The sequence below is a fragment of the Achromobacter sp. UBA4530 genome (genome assembly GCF_002388205.1).
GTDB classification, from domain to species: Bacteria; Pseudomonadota; Gammaproteobacteria; order Burkholderiales; family Burkholderiaceae_B; genus Achromobacter; species Achromobacter animicus.
In genome coordinates, this window is sequence record NZ_DGMA01000025.1 from 328,710 (window position 1) to 347,928 (window position 19,219).

13 protein-coding genes and 1 other RNA gene are annotated in these 19,219 nt (G+C 66.6%); 10 read left to right on the top strand and 4 right to left on the bottom strand.

The annotated features are described in order from the left end of the window. The first annotated feature begins 408 nt into the window (after window positions 1-408). Together B2W22_RS18505 and ssrA are read left to right on the top strand one after the other, a co-directional pair. Window positions 409-1,587: an MFS transporter gene (locus B2W22_RS18505; protein WP_175122841.1), complete on the top strand. Its 1,179-nt coding sequence runs from the start codon at window positions 409-411 to the stop codon at window positions 1,585-1,587. Window positions 1,588-1,677: 90 nt separating this feature from the next. After that, window positions 1,678-2,066, top strand: a transfer-messenger RNA (tmRNA) gene (ssrA, locus tag B2W22_RS18510). 75 nt (window positions 2,067-2,141) lie between these two features. Here ssrA and B2W22_RS18515 read toward each other — a convergent pair. From B2W22_RS18515 to B2W22_RS18530, 4 genes are all read right to left on the bottom strand, one after another. Further along, window positions 2,142-2,396: a hypothetical protein gene (locus B2W22_RS18515; RefSeq protein WP_175122842.1), complete on the bottom strand. Its 255-nt coding sequence runs from the start codon at window positions 2,394-2,396 to the stop codon at window positions 2,142-2,144. A gap of 170 nt (window positions 2,397-2,566) precedes the next feature. Continuing rightward, on the bottom strand, window positions 2,567-5,017 hold the full coding sequence (locus tag B2W22_RS18520) for a TonB-dependent siderophore receptor (protein ID WP_286939109.1): 2,451 nt from the start codon (window positions 5,015-5,017) through the stop codon (window positions 2,567-2,569). A gap of 269 nt (window positions 5,018-5,286) precedes the next feature. Further along, window positions 5,287-6,297, bottom strand: a complete 1,011-nt coding sequence (locus B2W22_RS18525; RefSeq protein ID WP_286939111.1) for a FecR domain-containing protein — start codon at window positions 6,295-6,297, stop codon at window positions 5,287-5,289. Between the two features lie 31 nt (window positions 6,298-6,328). Beyond that, entirely contained in the window at window positions 6,329-6,925 is a 597-nt protein-coding gene (locus B2W22_RS18530) for a sigma-70 family RNA polymerase sigma factor (RefSeq protein WP_414631981.1), read from the bottom strand. A 345-nt stretch (window positions 6,926-7,270) separates the two neighbouring features. Here B2W22_RS18530 and wecB point away from each other — a divergent pair, with 345 nt between their 5' ends. The 8 genes from wecB to B2W22_RS18570 all read left to right on the top strand — a co-directional run bounded on the left by wecB (window position 7,271) and on the right by B2W22_RS18570 (window position 19,195). After that, on the top strand, window positions 7,271-8,425 hold the full coding sequence (wecB, locus tag B2W22_RS18535) for a non-hydrolyzing UDP-N-acetylglucosamine 2-epimerase (RefSeq protein WP_175122845.1): 1,155 nt from the start codon (window positions 7,271-7,273) through the stop codon (window positions 8,423-8,425). A 36-nt stretch (window positions 8,426-8,461) separates the two neighbouring features. After that, window positions 8,462-10,675, top strand: a complete 2,214-nt coding sequence (locus tag B2W22_RS18540; RefSeq protein WP_175122846.1) for a cellulose biosynthesis cyclic di-GMP-binding regulatory protein BcsB — start codon at window positions 8,462-8,464, stop codon at window positions 10,673-10,675. 12 nt (window positions 10,676-10,687) lie between these two features. Then, on the top strand, window positions 10,688-12,382 hold the full coding sequence (locus tag B2W22_RS18545; protein ID WP_175122847.1) for a glycosyl transferase family protein: 1,695 nt from the start codon (window positions 10,688-10,690) through the stop codon (window positions 12,380-12,382). Continuing rightward, window positions 12,379-15,147, top strand: a complete 2,769-nt coding sequence (locus B2W22_RS18550) for an NfrA family protein (protein ID WP_175122848.1) — start codon at window positions 12,379-12,381, stop codon at window positions 15,145-15,147. Before B2W22_RS18545 ends, B2W22_RS18550 begins: the two co-directional genes overlap by 4 nt. Window positions 15,148-15,180: 33 nt before the next feature. After that, the gene (locus B2W22_RS18555) at window positions 15,181-16,197 is read left to right on the top strand and encodes an alginate O-acetyltransferase AlgX-related protein (RefSeq protein WP_286939113.1); all 1,017 of its coding nucleotides are present in this window, start codon (window positions 15,181-15,183) and stop codon (window positions 16,195-16,197) included. Window positions 16,198-16,285: 88 nt separating this feature from the next. Further along, entirely contained in the window at window positions 16,286-17,341 is a 1,056-nt protein-coding gene (locus B2W22_RS18560) for an alginate O-acetyltransferase AlgX-related protein (protein ID WP_254594950.1), read from the top strand. Between the two features lie 9 nt (window positions 17,342-17,350). Beyond that, window positions 17,351-18,931 carry an MBOAT family O-acyltransferase gene (locus tag B2W22_RS18565; protein ID WP_175122850.1) on the top strand — a complete coding sequence of 527 codons (1,581 nt, stop codon included), beginning with the start codon at window positions 17,351-17,353 and terminating at the stop codon, window positions 18,929-18,931. A gap of 24 nt (window positions 18,932-18,955) precedes the next feature. Beyond that, window positions 18,956-19,195 (top strand): acyl carrier protein, encoded by a 240-nt coding sequence (locus B2W22_RS18570; RefSeq protein WP_175122851.1) that lies wholly within the window; start codon window positions 18,956-18,958, stop codon window positions 19,193-19,195. Window positions 19,196-19,219: the final 24 nt, after the last annotated feature.

Below are 19,219 nucleotides of genomic sequence, written 5' to 3' on the forward strand. Positions count from 1 at the left end.
TGGGCCCTTTGCCCGTCCGCCCCGCCTTCGGTCACGCCCGCCTTCGGTGATGACGCACCTTCCAACGCGGCATTCTCGCTGATGACGCCGCAGCTGCCCGCGATTGTTCGGCCGAATTAGTGCAGCAGGCCGAACAATCTATCCGGATGCCGGGGGTTTATCCGGCCGGCGATCTCCCCTAAAGTGTGAACCGTGCATCGCGATCCGGGTTGTCCGGATCGCTCCGTTTCCGGCTCATGCCGGCGTTGCAGCCTCTCGCAGGCGGCGACGACATCTCCGTGCTGGCGGACCTCCGCGTCCCGCCGCACCGTGCCCGCTACGTTGACGCGGCGCACGCCCGACCTTTTGACCTTGCCTTCAACTCCCTGCCCGCGCGGCGCCATCCGGCCTCGCGTCCAAGGAATGCCTATGCTTTTGCCCATCCTGCTACTTTCCGCCGCCGGCTTCACCATCCTGACCACCGAGTTCCTGATCGTGGGGCTGCTGCCCGGGCTTGCCCGCGATCTGGACGTGACCGTTTCCCAGGCAGGCCTGCTGGTGACGCTGTTTGCCTTTACGGTCGCGGCGACCGGCCCCCTGCTCACCGCCCTGATGGCCAACATGGAGCGCAAGCGCCTGTTCATCGGGGTGCTGGTGCTGTTTGGCCTGTCCAACGCGCTGGCCGCCGTGGCGCCCAACATCTGGATCATGGCGATCGCGCGCTTTGTGCCGGCGCTGGCCCTGCCGGTGTTCTGGTCGCTGGCCAGCGCCACCGCCGTTGAACTGGTGGGCCCCGCGCGCGCCGGACGCGCCATTTCGACGGTGGCGTTCGGCATCGTGGCCGCCACGGTATTCGGCATTCCGATCGGTGTGCTGATCTCGGACGCGTTCGGGTGGCGCGCCGCGTTCTGGGTGCTGTCCGTGGTGGCGTTTGCCAAGGCCCTGCTACTGCTGCTGACCTTCCCCAGCACGCGCATCCGCGCCGACAGCGTGCGCCTCGTCACGCAGCTGCGGATCCTGCGCAAACCCATCGTTGTGAGCCATGTGGTGCTGTCGCTGCTGGTTTTCACCGGCATGTTTACGGCCTATACCTATCTTGCCGACATGCTGGAGCGGCTGGGCGGCTTTGACGGCGAGACCGTCGGCTGGACGATGATGGCGTTTGGCGCCGTTGGACTGGTGGGCAACACGCTGGGCGGACGCCTGGTGGACCGCAGCCCGCTCGGCGCCACGGCGCTGTTCTCGTCGCTGATGGCGGTTGGCCTGGCGTTCGTCGCGCCGGTCATGCAGTCGCACGGCCTGCTGGCTGTCGCGCTGGGCATCTGGGGAATCGCGCAGGCCGCACTTTTCATCGTCTGCCACGTACGGCTGATGAAGTCCGCCCCCGAGGCGCCCGCGTTTGCCGCGTCGCTGAACATCTCCGGCGCGAACATCGGCATCGGCCTGGGCGCGGTGGTTGGCGGACATGTGATCGACCACTATGGCCTGGCGACGCTGGGCGGCGCCGCGGCCGTCATCGTGGCGGTTTCCGTAGGGTTGGCCGCGCTAATGATGGCGGCGTCCCGGGGCCGGCGGCAATCCAAGGCGGCGTGCGCCAACGCGGCCTGACGCCAAGCTTGTCTCGCCCCCGCCACGCTTGACACCGCTTGGGTTTACAGGATGGCAGGCGCTTGCATTTGCAGTACAATGGAAGGTCTTGGGGCCGATCCGGATTCGACGTGGGTCGCGAAACAACTCAGGGCATGCCGAGCACCAGTACGCTCGTTAAACCACTGGAACACTACAAACGCCAACGACGAGCGTTTCGCTCTCGCCGCTTAAGCGGTGAGCCGCTGCACTGATCTGTCCTTGGGTCAGGCGGAGGAAGGCAACTTCCTAGGGGGGTAACCCTCGAACCGCAGCAGCGACATTCACAAGGAATCGGTCTGCGCTGGGGTCACACGGCTCAGATTTAAATTACGTGAATCGCTTTGGTCCGGCCTGTCGGTTGGCTAAGTCCAAAGTTAAAACCAAATAAATCGACTACGCATGTAGAACTGGTTGCGGAGGGCTTGCGGACGGGGGTTCAATTCCCCCCGGCTCCACCAAATTCCGTTCAGCAACGTCAGCTGAAACCAAAAATCCTCAAGGGTGCAGACCCTTGAGGATTTTTTTCGTTTGGGTCACTGCCGGTTGACCCAGTCCTGGGCTCCTTCGATGAACCAGGGGAGATTCAGGCGTTCGCCCTCGCCCGATTGAATCGTCAGGCGCTGGCCGGACGGGTTGGCGTTGTTGTTGGAACCCGCCGGCGAATCCAGCGGCCGGCTGCGGTAGTCCACGTTGTTTCGCGGTTGCTGCGGGGTCTCTGCGCAGGCGGCGAGGGCTGCGATGGCCGCCCCGGCGAGCAGCAGGCGCAGCGCTGCGTGATGAATCTTCATGGTGTTCGGTTCCTGCTGGGGGCACAGGCCGGCGTGCCAGGCGAAACGGCCTTTCCCGTACCTTACTCGCATTAGGGTGGCCGCGTCAGGCAGCTCCGGTCGCCTGGCCGCCCACGTCAGCCTTCCCCCCTCCCACCGAAGCAGGTCGGGCGCGGGCGCGGCCTCCCAGGTCAGAACTGATACTTCAATGTCAGCATGGCGTGGCGGGTAGGCGCGTAGATCCCGGTGTAGAAGGTGGTGTCCAGCCCCTGCAGGTACTTCTTGTCGAACACGTTGTTCAGGTTCAGCGTGGCCGAGAGCTGGCGGTTGAAGTCGTAGCGCGCCATCAGGTTGGCGACGGCGTAGGCGGGCTGCTCGCCCTTGAGCGTCACGCCCGGCAGGGACCAGGTGGTGGCGCTGTAGTAGATGCGGCTTTGCCAGTTGACGCCGCCGCCCAGGGTCAGGCGGTGCCAGTCGCCGGGCAGGCGGTAGGTGGTCCACAGCTTGGCCATGTGGCGCGGGAAGATCGTTCGGATGGTCCCGCCCTCGCCGTCTTTGGTGATGCTGTAGCTGTAGCTGAGCGCGGCTTGCCAGCCGGGGGCCAATTCGCCGTTGAACTCGATATCCAGGCCCGACGTCTTGGCGCCGCTGACGGCGCGGTACGCCGGTTCCCGCACGGTGCCGGGCACGAACTGGCCTTCGTCGACTTCGGCAAGGTTGTCCTGGCGGATCTGATAGAGCGCGATGGCGCTGGTGAGGCGGCCGCCAAAGTAGTCGCTCTTCAAGCCGATTTCGTAGTTGTCGCCGGTGCGCGGGTCCAGCACGTTGCCATTGCGATCGCGGGCGCTTTGCGGCTTGAAGATGCTGGTGTAGCTGGCGTAGACGGAATGCTGGTCGTTCAGGTCGTAGACGATGCCGGCGTAGGGCGTGACAACGCCGCTTTCGCTCATTTCCGTGATCTTGTTGTTTCGCGCCAGCGCGGGCGACGTGTAGATCTGCGAGAGCTTGTAGCGGTAGTTGCTGACGCGCGCGCCCACGATGACGGCGAGGTCGTCTGTGGGCTTCAGGCGCAACGCGGAATAGACGCCCTGCTGCTTTTGCCAGCCGTCGTAATCCATGAGTTTCTGGCCTGACGCGGTAGGCCCTGCAGTGTCGTTGCCCCAGGTGTAAATGTTGACGTCACGGCCTTCGATGTCGTCGTCGGCCGGCTCGTGATAGTTATTGAACTCCGCCCAATTCATTCCCACGACGAACTCGTGCTGCCTTCCCCACAATTCGAATGGTCCGGCCGCCTGCACGTCGAAGCCGGTCTGGCGCTGGCGGGCGCTACCCAGGCCGCCATAGAACTGCACGCCTTCGCCCGTATTGCGCTCGACGAAACCCCAACTGGCGTCGGCCGACGAAAACTCGCGCTTGCCGTGAAGGTAGTTGCCCGAAAACTTGAGCTTCCAGTCGTTGGCGAACTTGTGCTCGAGGTTGAGGAAGGCGTTGTAGACCTTGAGCTCGTCGGTGTTCCAGCGTGCCCCGGCGTTGTCGGACGCCTTGAAATCGGTCTGTTGACCGTCAGCGTAAAAGAGCGGCAGTCCGGTCGACGACTGTCCGCGCGGATCGTTGTTCTGGTAGTCGATGCCCGCCGTGAGCATTGTGTTCGGCGTAAGGTCGGCCTCCAGCACGCCGTAGAAAACCGACTTGTTTTCCTTGTAATAGTCGATATGCGTGTTGCCCTGCTCGTGCGCAGCGACGAAGCGGCCGCGCAAGGTGCCGGCGTCGTTGATGGGCCCGCCCACGTCCAGTTCGCCGCGGCCACGGCCCCAGGTGCCTGCGGCCACGCTGGCATAGCCCTGGAATTCGCGCGTGGGCTTCTTGCGGATGAGGTTGACGGTGCCCGAGGGATCGCCCGCCCCCGTCATCAGCCCCGTTGCGCCGCGCAGGACCTCGACGCGATCATAGATGGCCAGGTCCGTTTGGCTCTGCGGGATGTTCTGCGACACGATGTCGGTCGCGGTCAGGACGCCATCAAACTGATAGTTATCGATGTTGTAGCCGCGCGAAAGAATCGAGAACCGTCCTGTGCCGATGTTCTGCACCGAGATGCCCGGCGTGCGGTCCAGCAGTGCCTCGATGCTGTCGACGCCCTCGTCCTCGATGCGCTGGCGCGTCATGACGCTGATGGTCTGCGGCGTCTCGCGCTGGGTGAGCGGCAGGCCGGTGGCGAAGGACAAGGGGCCGGTCATGGCGTAGCTGTTCGAACCCTCCGTGGCGCCAAAGCCGTCGGCTTGGACAGTGACGGGCGCCAGCGTGGCGACGCCAGCGGGTGCCGCGCGGTGCAGCACATAACTGCCGCCCTCTGCCGGCGATGCGGCCAGGCCGGTGCCCGCCAGCAAGGCATTCAACGCGGCGCGCGGGTCCAGGTCGCCCGACACGCCCGGGCTTTGCTTGCCCTGCGCGAGTTCGCCGGCGCCGGCGACCAGCACGCCTGACTCGCTGGCAAAGCGGGCGAGCACCGTGCTCAACGGGCCGGCGGGAATGTCGTAATGCCGCGTCGCGGTCGCGGCGGGTCGTTGAGCTGCCGCGGACTGCGCGGCAGCGTCCGGCGCGTTGACCGCCAGGACCGCCACGCCACCCGCGATCGCCAATTGCACGACACGCGCCGAGCAGGTCAGGCGGGAACTGCCCGCGAGGCGGCGGAATGAGTGGGGCGGCCGCTTAGCGGCAAGGACTGAATGACGGGGCATGACGAACTGGGTTCCGATGAGGTTTATCGACGAGCCGTGCGATTGAATTCGCTCTCATTAGGGGAATCGAACGAGAACCTCAAAAGCGGAACCGGGCGGGAGAAAAATTGTTGCGATGCCGTGCGAATCGCGATGAATCGCGGACGGGCAGGTGGCGAGAAAGGGTGAGGATCGCGTCAGCGGCTGCCGACCGGACCGCCTCGCGGCTGGATGCTGACCCACCACGGCAAGGTCCGCTGGATGCGGATGGGCAGAACGCCTTCCAGCATGGCCAGCGCCCGATCGGGGTCGGTGGCCGGATAGCTGCCGATGACCGGCAGGTTGGCGATCTCGGGCGCCACGCGCAGCACGCCGCCGCGATAGCGCTGCAGCTCGCTGGCGACATCCGCCAGCGGCGTGTTGTTGGTGACCAGGATGCCGCGCGACCAGGCCTCGCGCGCGGGGTCGGCGGATTGCGTGACGGCCAGCATTGCATCCGTGAAGCGCGTCTGCTCGCCCGTCTGGATAACGCGCGTGCTGCCCGTGACGGCGGTGCGCGCTTCGACGGCGCCCTTGTAGACCGCCACCAGCGTCTCGTCGCCGTCGAGCCGCACCGTGAATCGCGTGCCGAGGGCGCGCACCCTGCCCTGCGGGGTATCGACGACAAACGGGCGTGCGGGATCGGCCGCGGTCTGTATCAGTATTTCGCCTGCCAAGAGGCGAAGCCGGCGCAGGCCGCCGCTGTAATCCTCGTCGAAGGCGCTGCCGGTGCCGAGCCAGACAACGGAACCGTCAGCCAGTTCGATCTGCCGGACCTCGCCGGTGGCGCTGCGGTGATCGGCCGCCCAGGCCAGCACCACGCCGGGCAGAGGCGTGAGGCGCCACGCCGCCAGCCCGGACAGGCCCGTGCCGGCCAGCGCCGCCAGGCCGAACAACATCTGACGCCGGCGCGCCATGCGGCTGTTGGCCATGCAATAGCCCTTGGCGACGGCGTCGCGGCCGGGGCTGGACTGGACGGGTTGGAACTGGCTGCTGATGCGCTCGACGTAGCCCCAGGCGGTCCGGTTTTCCTGCGCGCGTTCAAGCCAGGACTGCCAGCGCCGGCGCTCGTCGGGCGTGGCCTCGCCGGAGCGCAGCAGCGCAAACCATTCGGCAGCCTGCTCAAGCGCCTGGTGCGTGGGCTCGGCGGCGGATTGCACAGAGGTCATGTTGCGCCTCGAACGCGGAAATCCCAGCCTGTCATGCCGAACCGGTCCCCACGGGCGCGGCCGAATTCACATGGATCGGCGGTTCGATGGCCACCGACCGCGCCTCCAGCATCAGGCAGTGCAGCATGGCCTGGGCGACGTACTTGCGAACCATTCGGGTGGACACACCCAGCTCCTGCGCCACTTCCTTGTCGGACATCTCGCACGCGACCGCCATGACGAAAGCATTGGCGGCTTTGACCGGCATGCTGCGCAGCATGCCGTCAATTTCCAGCAGCGCCTGGATGACGATCACCTGATGTTCAGCCGACGGGGCCACGGCCTCGGGCCGCGCGGCCAGCTCTTCCAGCCACATCTGCTCGATCTGGCGGCGCCGCCACAGGTCCACGCACATGCCGTTGGCCATGGCGCGCAAATACGCCCGAGCCTCGGGAGCGCTGTCGAAGCGGCGCGGCTTCTGGATAAGGCGCACAAAAGCGTCGTGCGCCAGGTCGGCCGCGTCACACGAATTGCCCAGGCGCCGGCGCAACCACCCATGAAGCCATCCGTGATGGTGGGTGTACAGGAATTCGATTTGTGAGGACGGCGCGTCGCTGGCCACGGCGGTAGAAGGACCTCGGGCCATCATGGAACGCCCGGAAATCTAAATAAGAATTACTCGTGATTATGCGCACAACGGCCCCGTTTTGCAACGCGGCATTTCCGTTGGCGCGAATCGGCGCGTTTAAAGCCCGGCGTTCATAACGGAAATTTATTGTTTCGTGCTTTATCTTGGCCGTTGTAACAGCCACAGGTGAATTGACCCCAAATTCCGGATGAAACCTGCATCTCCCCTGTGATGCGATCGCGCGAAGCGAGGCTTTACCACGCGCCTGATGCCAGGAAAGCTCGACATATTCCGACACATATTACGAATGCTTTCAAGACAAAATAGCCGCAAGAAAATGCCACCGGCGCTGGGGGCCACACCGTCATGAAAGTCCTGTCGATTTTCGGCACGCGTCCCGAAGCCATCAAGATGGCTCCGCTGGTCACCGCGTTGCAGAACGAGCCACAGATCCAGAGCGTGGTCTGCGTAACCGGGCAGCACCGGGAAATGCTGGATCAGGTGCTTGCGCTCTTCGAATTGAAGGCGCAGCACGACCTGGACATCATGGTGCCCAACCAGACGTTGAATGGCCTGTACGCCCGGTTGATCAGCCGCGTGGATGGCGTGCTGGAAGCGGAGAAGCCGGACTGCGTGCTGGTGCATGGCGACACGAGCACGGCATCGGCGTGTGCGCTGGCCTCGTTCCACCGGCGCGTGCGCATCGGTCACGTCGAGGCCGGGCTGCGCACCGGTAACCTGGCGATGCCGTTTCCCGAGGAAATGAACCGCCGCGTGGTCGACGCGATCGGCGACCTGCTGTTTGCGCCCACCGAGGAGTCGCGCGGGAATCTATTGCGCGAAAACCTGGCGGGCAGCATCACGGTAACCGGCAATACGGTGATCGACGCCCTGGCCATGACCTGCGCCAAGCTGACCGCCGGTAGCGCCCTGACCCGCATGTTGCAGACCCGATACGCATGGCTGGACCCGAACCGCCGGCTGCTGTTGGTCACGGGCCACCGGCGCGAGAGCTTTGGCGAGGGCTTTCGCAACATCTGCGCCGCGCTGGCCGATCTGGCCCGGCGCGCGGACCTGCAGATCGTGTACCCGGTCCACCTGAATCCCCAGGTGCGCGGCGTCGTGATGGCCGAGCTGTCCGGCCTTGCCAACGTGCACTTGATCGACCCGCTGGATTACCTGGATTTCGTGTGGTTCATGCAGCGCGCGCACCTGATCCTGACCGACTCGGGCGGGGTGCAGGAAGAGGCGCCCTATCTGGGCAAGCCGGTGCTGGTGATGCGCGACGTCACGGAGCGTCCGGAAGCGGTGCGGGCGGGCACGGTGGCGCTGGTCGGCACCGATACGCGGCGCATCGTCACCGAGGTCAACCGACTGCTTGATGACCCGGGGCTGCACAGCGCCTTCTCGCGGCGGATCAATCCATACGGCGACGGCAAGGCCAGCCAGCGCATTGTCGATGCGCTCTGCGGCCGCGCCGTATCAGAATTTTCTCCCCACGGCGCCCCCTCCTCTCTCTGACTATCTGCCGCGATGCCTATCTTGCCTGGAGCTTTCATGCCCTCCTCCTTACAAGCCACCGATGTCCGTACGTTGTGCCGCGCCCTGGTCGCGGCGGGGCTGCTGGCGCCGCTGGCCGCGCTGGCCAGTCCGGCCGGCGACGCGCTGCGCCGGCTGCAGAGCGACGACATGGTGACGCGCAGCACCACGCTGGAAGACCTGGGCATCACCGAGCCCGTCGTCCTGTCCAACAGCGATGCGCGGCAGGAGTTCTATCTGCCGGTGCCGCGCGGTGTGCCGGTCACGGACGCGCGGCTGGATTTCGACGCGCGCTACACCAAGGGCGAGCCGGGCCGGACCAGCATGGTGCTGTGGCTGGACGGCGTGCCGCAAACGGCGCAGCGCGTCGCCGATGGCGAAGGCTCGGCCAGCCGGACGCTCGCCGTCGAACGCCGCACGCGAGAGTCGGGTTTCTTGCGCTTGGGCGTGGACTGGCAGTCCGACATCGCGCTGCGCCACTGCGAAAGCAACCGCGCCACGGGCAATGCCCTGACGATCTCGCCGCAGACGCGGCTGAGCTACCGCTATGACGCGTCGGCAATCAACAGCCTTGACGACGCCTGGGGCTCGCTGCCGGGCAAGCCCGTGTTGATGGTCGCCAGCCGCAAGCTGGACCAGCAGGCCTTCGACAGCGCCTGGCGCCTGGGCGTGGCAATGGAGCGCAGCGGCAAGCGCGTGGCGGTCCGGGCCTTCCCGGCGGTGGGCGAAGCGGTCGACACGCGCGGTCTGCAGGCCCCGGCGGGACTGGGACAGGTGCCGGCGTTTGCCGCGCTGACCGGCAAGGAAACGCACAAGCTCGCCAACCCCGCCGAGATCGGCGCCCTGCTGGTGATGGGCGCGCCGGCCGTCGCCGGAGACGTGGTGATTGCCGATGCCGCGCTCAGCACGAAGTACAACGAAGCGCTGGACGCGTTGCAGGCGCAGCTTGCGTCCGATCCCGATGCGGCGGACGCCTTCAAGGCGTGGCGCCAGCAGCGCATGCCGCTGGCGGGCGCCGGTCTGGCGTCCAAGGAGATCCGCCTGGTGTCGCTGGGCCGCCAGGCGGTGATCGCCGTCGCAGCCGACGCGGGCGCGCAAGGCGCCGGCGTTTTCGACACGGCCTGGCGCCGCATCCTGGCAAGCCGCCAGGTGCAGGTGCAGACCGCCCTCCCCCCGCAGTCCATGCAGGATGGCGGCGTGCGCCTGTCGACGCTGGGCGGCTCGTCGGCGAGCTTTGACGTGGTGGCGCGCGGGGACTGGAACGCGTCGTTTCCGCTGGCCGCCGTGACTACCGACGGCCGCGTGCCGGATGAACTGATCATGGACGTGGCAGCGGCGCCCGGGGCCTCGTCCACGCGCCCTGTTGCATCCGTCTTCTGGAACGGCATCCTGTTGGGCGCCAAGCAGTTGGAAGCCGACGGACGGCCCGAACGGCTGACGGCGCGGGTGCCCGGCTATGCACTGGGCGTGACGAACGCGGTGCGCGTGACCTTCCAGCGCCAGCCCGTGTCGGTGGACTGCAATGAGATTCCGCAGGGCTATCCCGTGAACGTGCTGCCGACCAGCTACGTGAAGCCCGGCAAGGCGCAGCCCGACGGCACGTTCGTGGGCCTCTTGCCGCTGATGGCGGGGTCGCCGCAGTTGCTGATTCCGGACAGCTATCTGGCCGATGCGCCCGACAACATCAAGCGCGTCATCGGCATCGCCGCAGCCAGCGGCGTGTCGGCCTCGCGTGCCGAGCTGTCGGTGTCGCCCGCCGGCCAGGCCGTCAAGCCGGCCCGCGCGTTCCTGGCGATGGAGTTGCCGGTCGACGGCGCCAAGCCCGCCGTTCAGGTCAATGAACGCAAGCAGCTCAAGGTGGCCGGCAAGGACACGACGTTGCTGGACATCTCGGGGCTGACGCAACTGAGCACCGCGGAAGTCGTCAGCGCGGGCGGCCAGGAGGGCGTGCTGTGGCACACGCTGGGCGAGCAGCCCGGCATGACCGATGCGCCGTTTGTGCTGAATCGCGGCAACATCGCGATCATCGGCGCGGCGGGGCCCGTCGCGTGGATCGACAGCGCCAACCCCGACGCGAGCCACCCGCCGGGCGCGGGGGAAAGCGCCTTCTTCGAATGGCGGCGCTACATCTCGTGGAGCGTGCCGGCCATCAGCATCAGCCTGCTGGTGCTGCTTCTGTTCCTGATCTTCGCCATGCGCGTCGCCCGCAGGAATCGCAAGGATCCCCATTAAGGCCACGGCGTCATGTCCTCGCTCTACTGGCCCTACCTGATCGCGGATTACTACCGCGGACTGGAGGTTGTGACCGCCGTCGTCGGCGTGATCATCCTCCTGTCCAGCCTGGATGACCTGTTCATCGACGGCTGGTACTGGGTGCGCGAGCTGTGGCGGTCACTGACCATCAAGCGCCGCTACACGCCGCTGACCGCCGCGCAGCTTCGCGCCAAGGAAGAGCAGCCGCTTGCGATCATGGTGCCGGCCTGGCTGGAGTACGACGTGATCGCGTCCATGCTCGAGACGATGGTGTCGACGCTGGAATACAAGAACTACATGATCTTCGCCGGCACCTACCAGAACGACGAGCGCACGATCAACGAAGTGGAACGGATGCGGCGCCGCTACCGGCAGCTGGTCCGTGTGGAGGTGCCGCATGATGGCCCGACCTGCAAGGCCGATTGCCTGAACTGGATCGTGCAGGCGATCTTCGCGCAGGACGCCAAGCAGCCCGTGCCCTTTGCCGGCGTGATCCTGCATGACAGCGAAGACGTGCTGCATCCGCTGGAGCTGAAGTACTACAACTACCTGCTGCCGCGCATCGACTTCATCCAGCTGCCGGTGACCTCGTTGGAGCGCCATTGGTACGAGCTGGTGGCGGGCACCTACATGGACGAGTTTGCCGAATGGCACACCAAGGACCTGGTGGTGCGCGAGAGCCTGTCGAAGATGGTGCCGTCGGCGGGCGTGGGCACGTGCTTTTCGCGCCGCGCCTTGGTGGAGCTGGCGGCCGAGACGAACAATCAGCCGTTCAACACCGACACGCTGACCGAGGACTACGACATCGGCGCGCGCCTGGCCCAGCGCGGCATGCGCCAGATCTTCGGCAAGTTCCCGGTCGAGTACGTGACGCGGCGCCAATCGTGGTTCGGCCTGGGCAAGGAACAGGTCGCACATCTGCGCATGCCGCTGGGCGTGCGAGAGTACTTTCCCAACACCTTCCGCACCGCGTACCGGCAAAAGGCGCGCTGGACGCTGGGCATCGGGCTGCAGGGCTGGCAGCAGGTGGGTTGGACGGGGTCACTCGCGACCAAATACCTGCTCTTTCGCGATCGCAAGGGCCTGGTGACGTCCTTCATCGCCATCCTGGCCTATGTGCTGCTGGCCAATTTCTTCGTCTTCTATCTGGCCGACCTGTTTGGCTGGTGGACGGTGTACTACCCGTCGTACTTCCGGCCCGGCGGCTGGCTGGTGACGCTGATGTGGGCCAATGCCGTCGCCCTGCTGCTGCGCGTGGTGCAGCGCGCGTACTTCGTCGGCCGCATGTATGGCTGGGAGCACGCGCTGCTGTCGATTCCGCGGATGATCGTCGGCAATTTCATCAACGCCATGGCGGCGGCCCGGGCGTGGCGTCTGTTCATCGGCCATCTGATTACGGGCAAGCGGCTGGCGTGGGACAAGACCATGCACGACTTCCCGTCCACGGATCAGTTGGCGCAGCAGCGCCAGCGCCTGGGCGAGCTGCTGCTGTCGTGGCAGGCCATCGACCAGACCACGCTGGAGCAGGCCCTGGAAATCCAGGCGCGCGAGAAAAAGCCGCTGGGCCAGATCCTGACGGAACAGGGCTGGCTGGACGAAGGCACGCTGACCGAAGCCATCCAATTCCAACAGGCCGGACAAGGCGAGCCCCCGGCCGCGCCCGCCACCAAACCTTCACCCCCATGATGTCCTTTCCTCGCTCGCTCGTTCTGTCCGCGGCCCTCGCCTGTGCCTGGGCTGCGGCGCCTGTTGGAGCGCAAACGCAGCCTGGGGCCGAAGCGCCGTTGGAAGGCGCGGCGTGGCAGTTTGCCGACGAGGGCTACAAGAACTACGACGCCGGCAACTATGCGCTGGCGCAGCAGCAGGCGGAATCAGCCATCGTGCTGCGCCCGGACGTGGAGCGCCTGCGCCTCTTGCTGATCTACGCGCTGCAAAAGCAGGGCAAGCTTGCCGAAGCCGACAAGGCCGCAGCCGACGCCATCGCCAGCGGGCTGGACTCGCCGGCCCTGCGCCAGGCGCGCGCCAACCTGCGCCCTGCCGCCGCCACCCGGCCTGGCACCCAGCCCGCCGCCTCGCCGGCCGCGCCCCGGACCAGCAGTGCCTACCAGCGCGGCTTTCCCATCGCCACCCGCGCCTATGCCGATTACAACCGCGCGGACTATCCCGCAGCCGAGCGCGGCGCCGAACGCGCGTTCCGGATCGATCCCAAACAGGGCGCATGGGCCATGCTGTGGCTCGATGCGCTGGAAGCGCAGGGCAAGTACGCCGAGGCCGAAGCTGCCGCGGCCAAGGCCGTGTCGCTGGGCGCGCCAAACGGCAACGACCTGGCCGCGCGGCAGCAGACGCTCAAGCGCCGGATGGCAGTCAAGCCGGCCGAGGAAGGCTATCAGGCGCTGATCGCCAACCGCCCCGGCGACGCCGTGCCTCTGGCGCGGCAGGCCGTCGCGCTGGCGCCCGAAAGTCCCAGCCATCGCCTGCTCCTCATCACGGCCCTCATGCTGGACAACCAGCTCGCCGCCGCCGAGGAAGCCGCCACGGACGCCATGCGGCAGGACGATGAGAACACCGTTGCGCTACTGATGCGCGGCTACCTGCGCCAGCGCCAGGGCCGGACGCAAGAAGCAGACGCGGACTTCGATGCGGCGCTCAAGCAGGACTGGCTGGACGACGAACAGCGGCGCAACGTGCGCCTGATCGCGGCCGACGCCGCCCTGGCCGCGGGCGAAAACGCACGCGCGCTGGCGCTGGTCGAACCGCTGGGCGGCAAGGATGAGGCGGCCGCGCAGCGCATCAAGCGCGCGAGCGCGCGCCCGGCCATCCCCGCCACGCTGACGCTGGCGAACTATCCCGCGCCGGTGCAGGACTGCCGCGACACGCCCTACGGCACCTCGTGCGAACTGCTGCCGTCCGATGCCGCAGGCAGCGGCGGCCCTGCGTCACTGGCCTATGCCGCGTACGCGCGCGAGGATTACCAGGAAGCCATCAGCCAGGCGCGCAAGGCTGCCGAGCAGGATCCCGCCAACAAGGAGTACCAGCGCCTGCTGACCACCACGCTGGCGGCCGGCAACGCCGCGCAACTGGCCGAGGCCAACACGCGCATGAGCGCCGCGCTAGCGGCGCAGCCCGACGATCCAACGCTCCTGATGCAGCGCGGCTACCTGCACCAGCGCATGCGTCAGCCCAAGCTGGCGCTGGAGGACTTCCAGGCGGCGCGCGCCACCGGCAAGGCGCCGCCGACCGTGATCCTGGATGAAGGCTATGCGCTGGCCGGCGTCGGGGACAAGCGCGGCGCGGTGGATCGCCTGAAGGAGGCGATCGACGAGAACGACGCCGGCAAACTTGAGCTCACGCCGCAGCAGCGCTTTGACACGCGCAACGCGGTCGGCGGGCTGTCGCGCGAATGGGGCGGGTACTTTTCCGCGGGCTACCGCGGGGCGCGGCCTGCATCCTCGGGATTAGGCGGCGCGGCCATCACCGTGCCAGGCGACGCCGTGTTCAGCACCGCCGAGATCTTCTGGCGGCCGTCGGACTTCCTGAATTCGTCGACGCGGACCTTTGAACTGTACGGACGCCTGTCGAACACGCTGTACGACAAGGGTAGCCGGACCGCGAGCCAGACGGTGTCGAACCCTTGCCAGAGGACGGGCGACAATTCCCAACCATCCACCATCGATATCGCTGGATCATCCAATCCGGGCATTTCAGGCCTTCCCACCACCATCGGGTCGCTCGGCATGCGATTCACGCCGTCCACCGAAGTGGGTCTGACGTTCGGCCTGGAGCGTCAGTTCAACCTGGGCAGCGCTACGCGCCGGGGCACATTCAGCCCTGAACCGGCGGCGCTGCGCTGCGGAGACGACCTCCGCGACAAGACCGCGCACTACCAGACGGACGCCGGCAGCGGCGGCTGGCTTGCCTACGTGACCTACGGCCTGTACGAAGGCACGACGCTGCGCATCGACCGCCCCGACTGGTTCACGATGGAAGGCTATGTGCAGGCCGGCTATTCCTGGCAGGACATGCCGGCCAAGTTCTGGCTGCGCGACAACGCGACGGGCGTCGACGGCGAGAAGTCGTCGGGCCGCCTGAAACGCGACCAGGCGTTCGGCGCCGGCGAACTGCGCGTGGGCCGCAGCTATCGCGTGGACGCCATCAGCGAACGGCTGGTGTTCTTTCCCTATGCGGTCATCGGCGCGGACTGGCTGTGGAACAAGAACCGTGTCACCGGCTTTGACATCGATGGTTCGGATTCCTACCGGCTGCTGGGCGACACCACGTCGTGGTCCATGGGCGCCGGTCCCGGCTTCAACCTGCGCTACTGGTTCCGCGAAGGCCATTACACCGCACCCATGTCCTACCTGGATCTGACGACGCAATACCGCTTCAACATCGGCGGCGGGCAGGCCGATCGGGCCAAGGGCCTGTTCATCAACCTGACCCTGTCGTACTGACGGCACCCGATCCGCAATACAAGGAGTTCACCCATGCACACCTCAACCCGTCTTCCGAAGCGCACCCTGCCGGGCCTTTCCGGCCCGCTGGCCCGCGCGCTGGCATCGGCCGCCCTGATGGCGGCGTGCGCCACTGCGGCGCAGGCGCAACAGGCCTCGTCCATCGTGATTCAGGGCAAGGACAACTGGCTCTTTCCCGGCTGGGGCAGCCTGACGCAGGTGGATATGCGTGGCATCGACGCATCCACGCAGTTGGTGCGCGAGACGCGTGACGCGCTGGCGGCCAAGGGCATTCAGCTTGAGGTGCTCGTGCTGCCCGACAAGACGCTTTTCTATCAGGACAGGCTGCCGGACGGCAAAGCGCTCAGCGCCGACGTTAAGAAGCGTTATCAGACCATCCAGGACAAGCTCAAGCAGGCCGGCGTCGCGACCATCGACGACGAGGCCGTGCTGCAGCGGGTCAAGAGCAGCGGCCAGGAAGTCTTTTACCGCACCGACCAGCACTGGACGCAGGCCGCCGCAGACGCCACCGCCGATGCGCTGGCGCAGCGCATCAAGCAGGACGTAAAGACGCTGGCCGGCAAGCCCGGCACCGGCATGGCGCTGGGCAGCGTGGTCAACGAGCGCCGATATGGCGACCTGGCCGAGCTTTTCCTCACGCCGGACCAGCGCAAGCAGGCGGGCCGCGAGACCTTCACGGTGCGGCGCCAATCCGATAGCCAGAGCCTCGTGGACGACACGCCGGCGCCCGTGCACGTCACCGGCCACAGCATGGTGCAGCCCTACTTCGGGTTTCCGCAGAAGCTGTCCAACGCGCTGGACCGTCCCGTTTCCGTCAACTGGAAGCCCGGCAACGTGGGCCACTGGGTGATGCTGCTGGAGTATCTGGAATCGCCCGCCTTCAAGCAGAACAAGCCGCAGGTGCTGGTCTGGCAGATGTTCGAACCCACCTACGCGCAGGGACCGGAGGCCCGCGGCCTGTGGGACAACGCCTCCATCATGAGCGCCGACACCTGGCGTTCGCGCATGAAAGCGGCTATCGGGAAGTAGGCACGTGAGTACGCCGGACACGACGCACGCCGCCGGAGGCCGGGGCACCGGAAGTCCCGGCGCCGGCCGCCCGGACGCCAACCATCGGCTGACCGCCTGGGTGGTCGCCGTGCTGCTGGCCGTCGGTCTGGGCTGGGGCGGGTGGCGGTTGATGCAGGCGCGCGTCGGCGCCGTCGCGATGTCGCCGTCAGCGTGGCTGGATGGCTCGGCGGGCGCCGCGCTGAACAAGGCGCTGGCGTTGCCGCGCCAGGCCGACGTCGACACCTGGAATGCCGCGCTGCGCTATCGATTGTTCGGCGACCTGGGCGAGCAGGTCGCGATGGGCTGCCCTGGCTGGCTGTTCTACCGCGACGGATTGCGGCCGCCGCCCGGCGTGCACGTCTTCGACGAACGCCTGCGCCTGATGCGGCATTGGGTGCGCGAACTGCGCGCCAAGCAGGTGCAGGTGCTGGTGGTCGCGGTGCCGGACAAGTCGCGCATCGAGTCCGCCCAGCTTTGCGGCCTGCCCGTGTCGCAACCGATACGCCAGACGCTGGACACCTGGCAGGCCGCGCTGCGCGCGGACGGCGTGCCCTTCGTGGACCTGCGCGACGCGCTGATGGCGGCCCCCGCGCCCCGCTTTTTCCGTACGGATGTGCACATGAATGCGCAAGGTGCGCAGGCGGCAGCCTCGCGCGTGGCCGAAGCGGCGTTGCCGCTTTTGAACGGCAAGGGGACGCAGGCGTTCAAGACGGAACCGGCCTCTGCGCCGCAGCCGCGCATGGGCGACCTGATCGTGCTGGCGGGCCTGGAGCAGGCGCCCGCCGGATGGCGGCCGGATCTGGAGCAGGTGTCGGAGGAGAAAATCGAACCCGTGCGCAGCGGCGGCCTCCTGGACGAACCGCCCCCGGTAGAAGTGCTGCTGGCGGGCACCTCCAACGGCCGCCGCAGCCAGTTCGGGGAGCGCCTGGGCATGGACCTGGGGCGCGAAGTCTGGAACATGAGTCTGGACGGCGGACAGTTCTCGGGCGCGCTGACGATGGCGCTGGGACAGCGCGCGCAATGGCCCGCCAGCCTGAAGCTCGTGATCTGGGAGTTCTCGGAGAACGCCCTGTCGCTGCCGCTGACCGCAGACGAACAAGCCCTGCTGGCGCGCATCCCGTAGCGAACCAAGATGCTATTCAACTCCTACCTGTTCCTGTTCATCTTCCTGCCCGTGACGCTGGCGGTGTACTACGCGCTGGGACCGCTGAACGTGCGGCTGGCGGCGCTGTGGCTGTGCCTGACCTCGCTGGTGTTCTACGGCTGGTGGAATCCGCAGTTCGTCGTGCTGCTGGCCGGCTCCATCGCCTTCAACTACCTGGTCAGCCAGTTGATCCTGCACAACGCTGCACGCCCCCGGCTGCAGGGCCTGATCGTGGGACTGGGCGTGGGCGCAGACCTGGCGCTGCTGTTTCACTACAAGTATTTCGTGACGCTGCTGAACTTCCTGAATGACTTGGGCATGACGGCGGCAACCGCGGACGACATCATCCTGCCGCTGGGCATTTCGTTCTTCACGTTCACGCAGATCGGTTATCTGCTGGACTGCAAGGCGGGCGTCGTGAAAGAGCGCAGCCTGCTGAGCTACGTGCTGTTCGTGACGTTCTTTCCGCACCTGATCGCCGGCCCGATCCTGCATCACAAGGAAATGATGCCGCAGTTCGCGCAGCCGGAGAATTACCGCTTCAAGGCCGAGAACCTGTCGGTGGGCGCGATCCTGTTCGTGATCGGCCTGGCCAAGAAGGTGCTGCTGGCCGATGGCATCGCGCCGTACGCCGACGCGGGGTTCGCAGCGCCGGGCGAGCTGCAGTTCTTTGGATCGTGGGGCGCCAGCCTTTGCTATGCGCTCCAGCTTTACTTTGATTTCTCGGGCTATTCGGACATGGCGCTGGGCCTGGCGAAGATGTTCGGCATCCGCTTCCCGCTGAATTTCAACTCGCCCTACAAGGCGGGCAACATCATCGAATTCTGGGCGCGCTGGCACATGACGCTGACGCGCTACATCACCGCGTATCTGTATTACCCCGTGGCGGTGGCGGTGAACAAGTGGCGCACGAACCGCAACCTGCCGGTGGGCTCGGCCGGGCTGAAGACGCTCGGCGGCTTTGCCGGCAGCATCGCGCTGCCCACGCTGTTCACGATGACGCTGGCGGGCGTGTGGCACGGCGCGGGCTTTCAGTTCGTGGTGTTCGGACTGCTGCACGCCATGTATTTGTCGGTGAACCATGCCTGGCGCATCTTCGTCGTGGGCCGCAAGCCCGCCGCTGCGCGCAACACGCTTGCCGCCACGCGCGCGCTGTGCGTGCTGATCACGTTTGTCGCGGTGCTGGTGGCGCAGGCGTTCTTCCGCGCCCACGGCGTGGGCGACGCGATGCTGCTGGTGCAGGGCATGACGGGCGCGCGCGGCATCGAGCCGCTGGACATGTCCGCGCATGTCGCGGGTCTGGCCTTTGGCGACGCCTGGCGCGTCATCGCCGGCCACCACATGCAGCTCATCTATGCCGTCGTGCTGCTGGGCATCGCATGGTTCGCGCCCAACTCGCACCAGATCCTGGGCCGCTGGTCGCCCGCCCTGTTCAAGCCGAGCGAGGCCCCACAGACGTTCATGCGCTGGCGTCCCAATGTCGCGTGGCTGGCGGTCATGCTCGTGCTGCTGGCTTTCTGCCTGGTGAACCTGCACAAGGAAGCCCGGTTTCTCTATTTCCAATTCTGATCCCACGGGGTCGCGGAGCAAGACATGGACATCAACGCTATCGAAGCCAAAGTGGCGCAACTCGTCGAAGACATCATCCTCACGCAGGTGGATCCCGACACGCTGCTGATCGAATCGGGGCTGGTCGACTCGTTGGCGGCCGTCGACGTGGCGCTGGCGGTCGAGCGCGAATTCGGCTGCAAGATCCCGCCCACCGAGATCGACGTGCATCTGGAATCGGTGCATACGCTGGCCGCCTTCATCGCGGAACGGCGCGGCGCCTGACGCGCAGCCACGGGAGGGCAGGAC

Excerpts from the sequence above, each read along its gene's own strand:
- B2W22_RS18505 (WP_175122841.1), top strand. The coding sequence starts at position 409 with ATGCTTTTGCCCATCCTGCTACTTTCCGCCGCCGGCTTCACCATCCTG.
- B2W22_RS18515 (WP_175122842.1), bottom strand. The coding sequence starts at position 2,396 with ATGAAGATTCATCACGCAGCGCTGCGCCTGCTGCTCGCCGGGGCGGCC.
- B2W22_RS18525 (WP_286939111.1), bottom strand. The coding sequence starts at position 6,297 with ATGACCTCTGTGCAATCCGCCGCCGAGCCCACGCACCAGGCGCTTGAG.
- B2W22_RS18530 (WP_414631981.1), bottom strand. The coding sequence starts at position 6,925 with ATGATGGCCCGAGGTCCTTCTACCGCCGTGGCCAGCGACGCGCCGTCC.
- wecB (WP_175122845.1), top strand. The coding sequence starts at position 7,271 with ATGAAAGTCCTGTCGATTTTCGGCACGCGTCCCGAAGCCATCAAGATG.
- B2W22_RS18540 (WP_175122846.1), top strand. The coding sequence starts at position 8,462 with ATGCCCTCCTCCTTACAAGCCACCGATGTCCGTACGTTGTGCCGCGCC.
- B2W22_RS18545 (WP_175122847.1), top strand. The coding sequence starts at position 10,688 with ATGTCCTCGCTCTACTGGCCCTACCTGATCGCGGATTACTACCGCGGA.
- B2W22_RS18550 (WP_175122848.1), top strand. The coding sequence starts at position 12,379 with ATGATGTCCTTTCCTCGCTCGCTCGTTCTGTCCGCGGCCCTCGCCTGT.
- B2W22_RS18555 (WP_286939113.1), top strand. The coding sequence starts at position 15,181 with ATGCACACCTCAACCCGTCTTCCGAAGCGCACCCTGCCGGGCCTTTCC.
- B2W22_RS18565 (WP_175122850.1), top strand. The coding sequence starts at position 17,351 with ATGCTATTCAACTCCTACCTGTTCCTGTTCATCTTCCTGCCCGTGACG.
- B2W22_RS18570 (WP_175122851.1), top strand. The coding sequence starts at position 18,956 with ATGGACATCAACGCTATCGAAGCCAAAGTGGCGCAACTCGTCGAAGAC.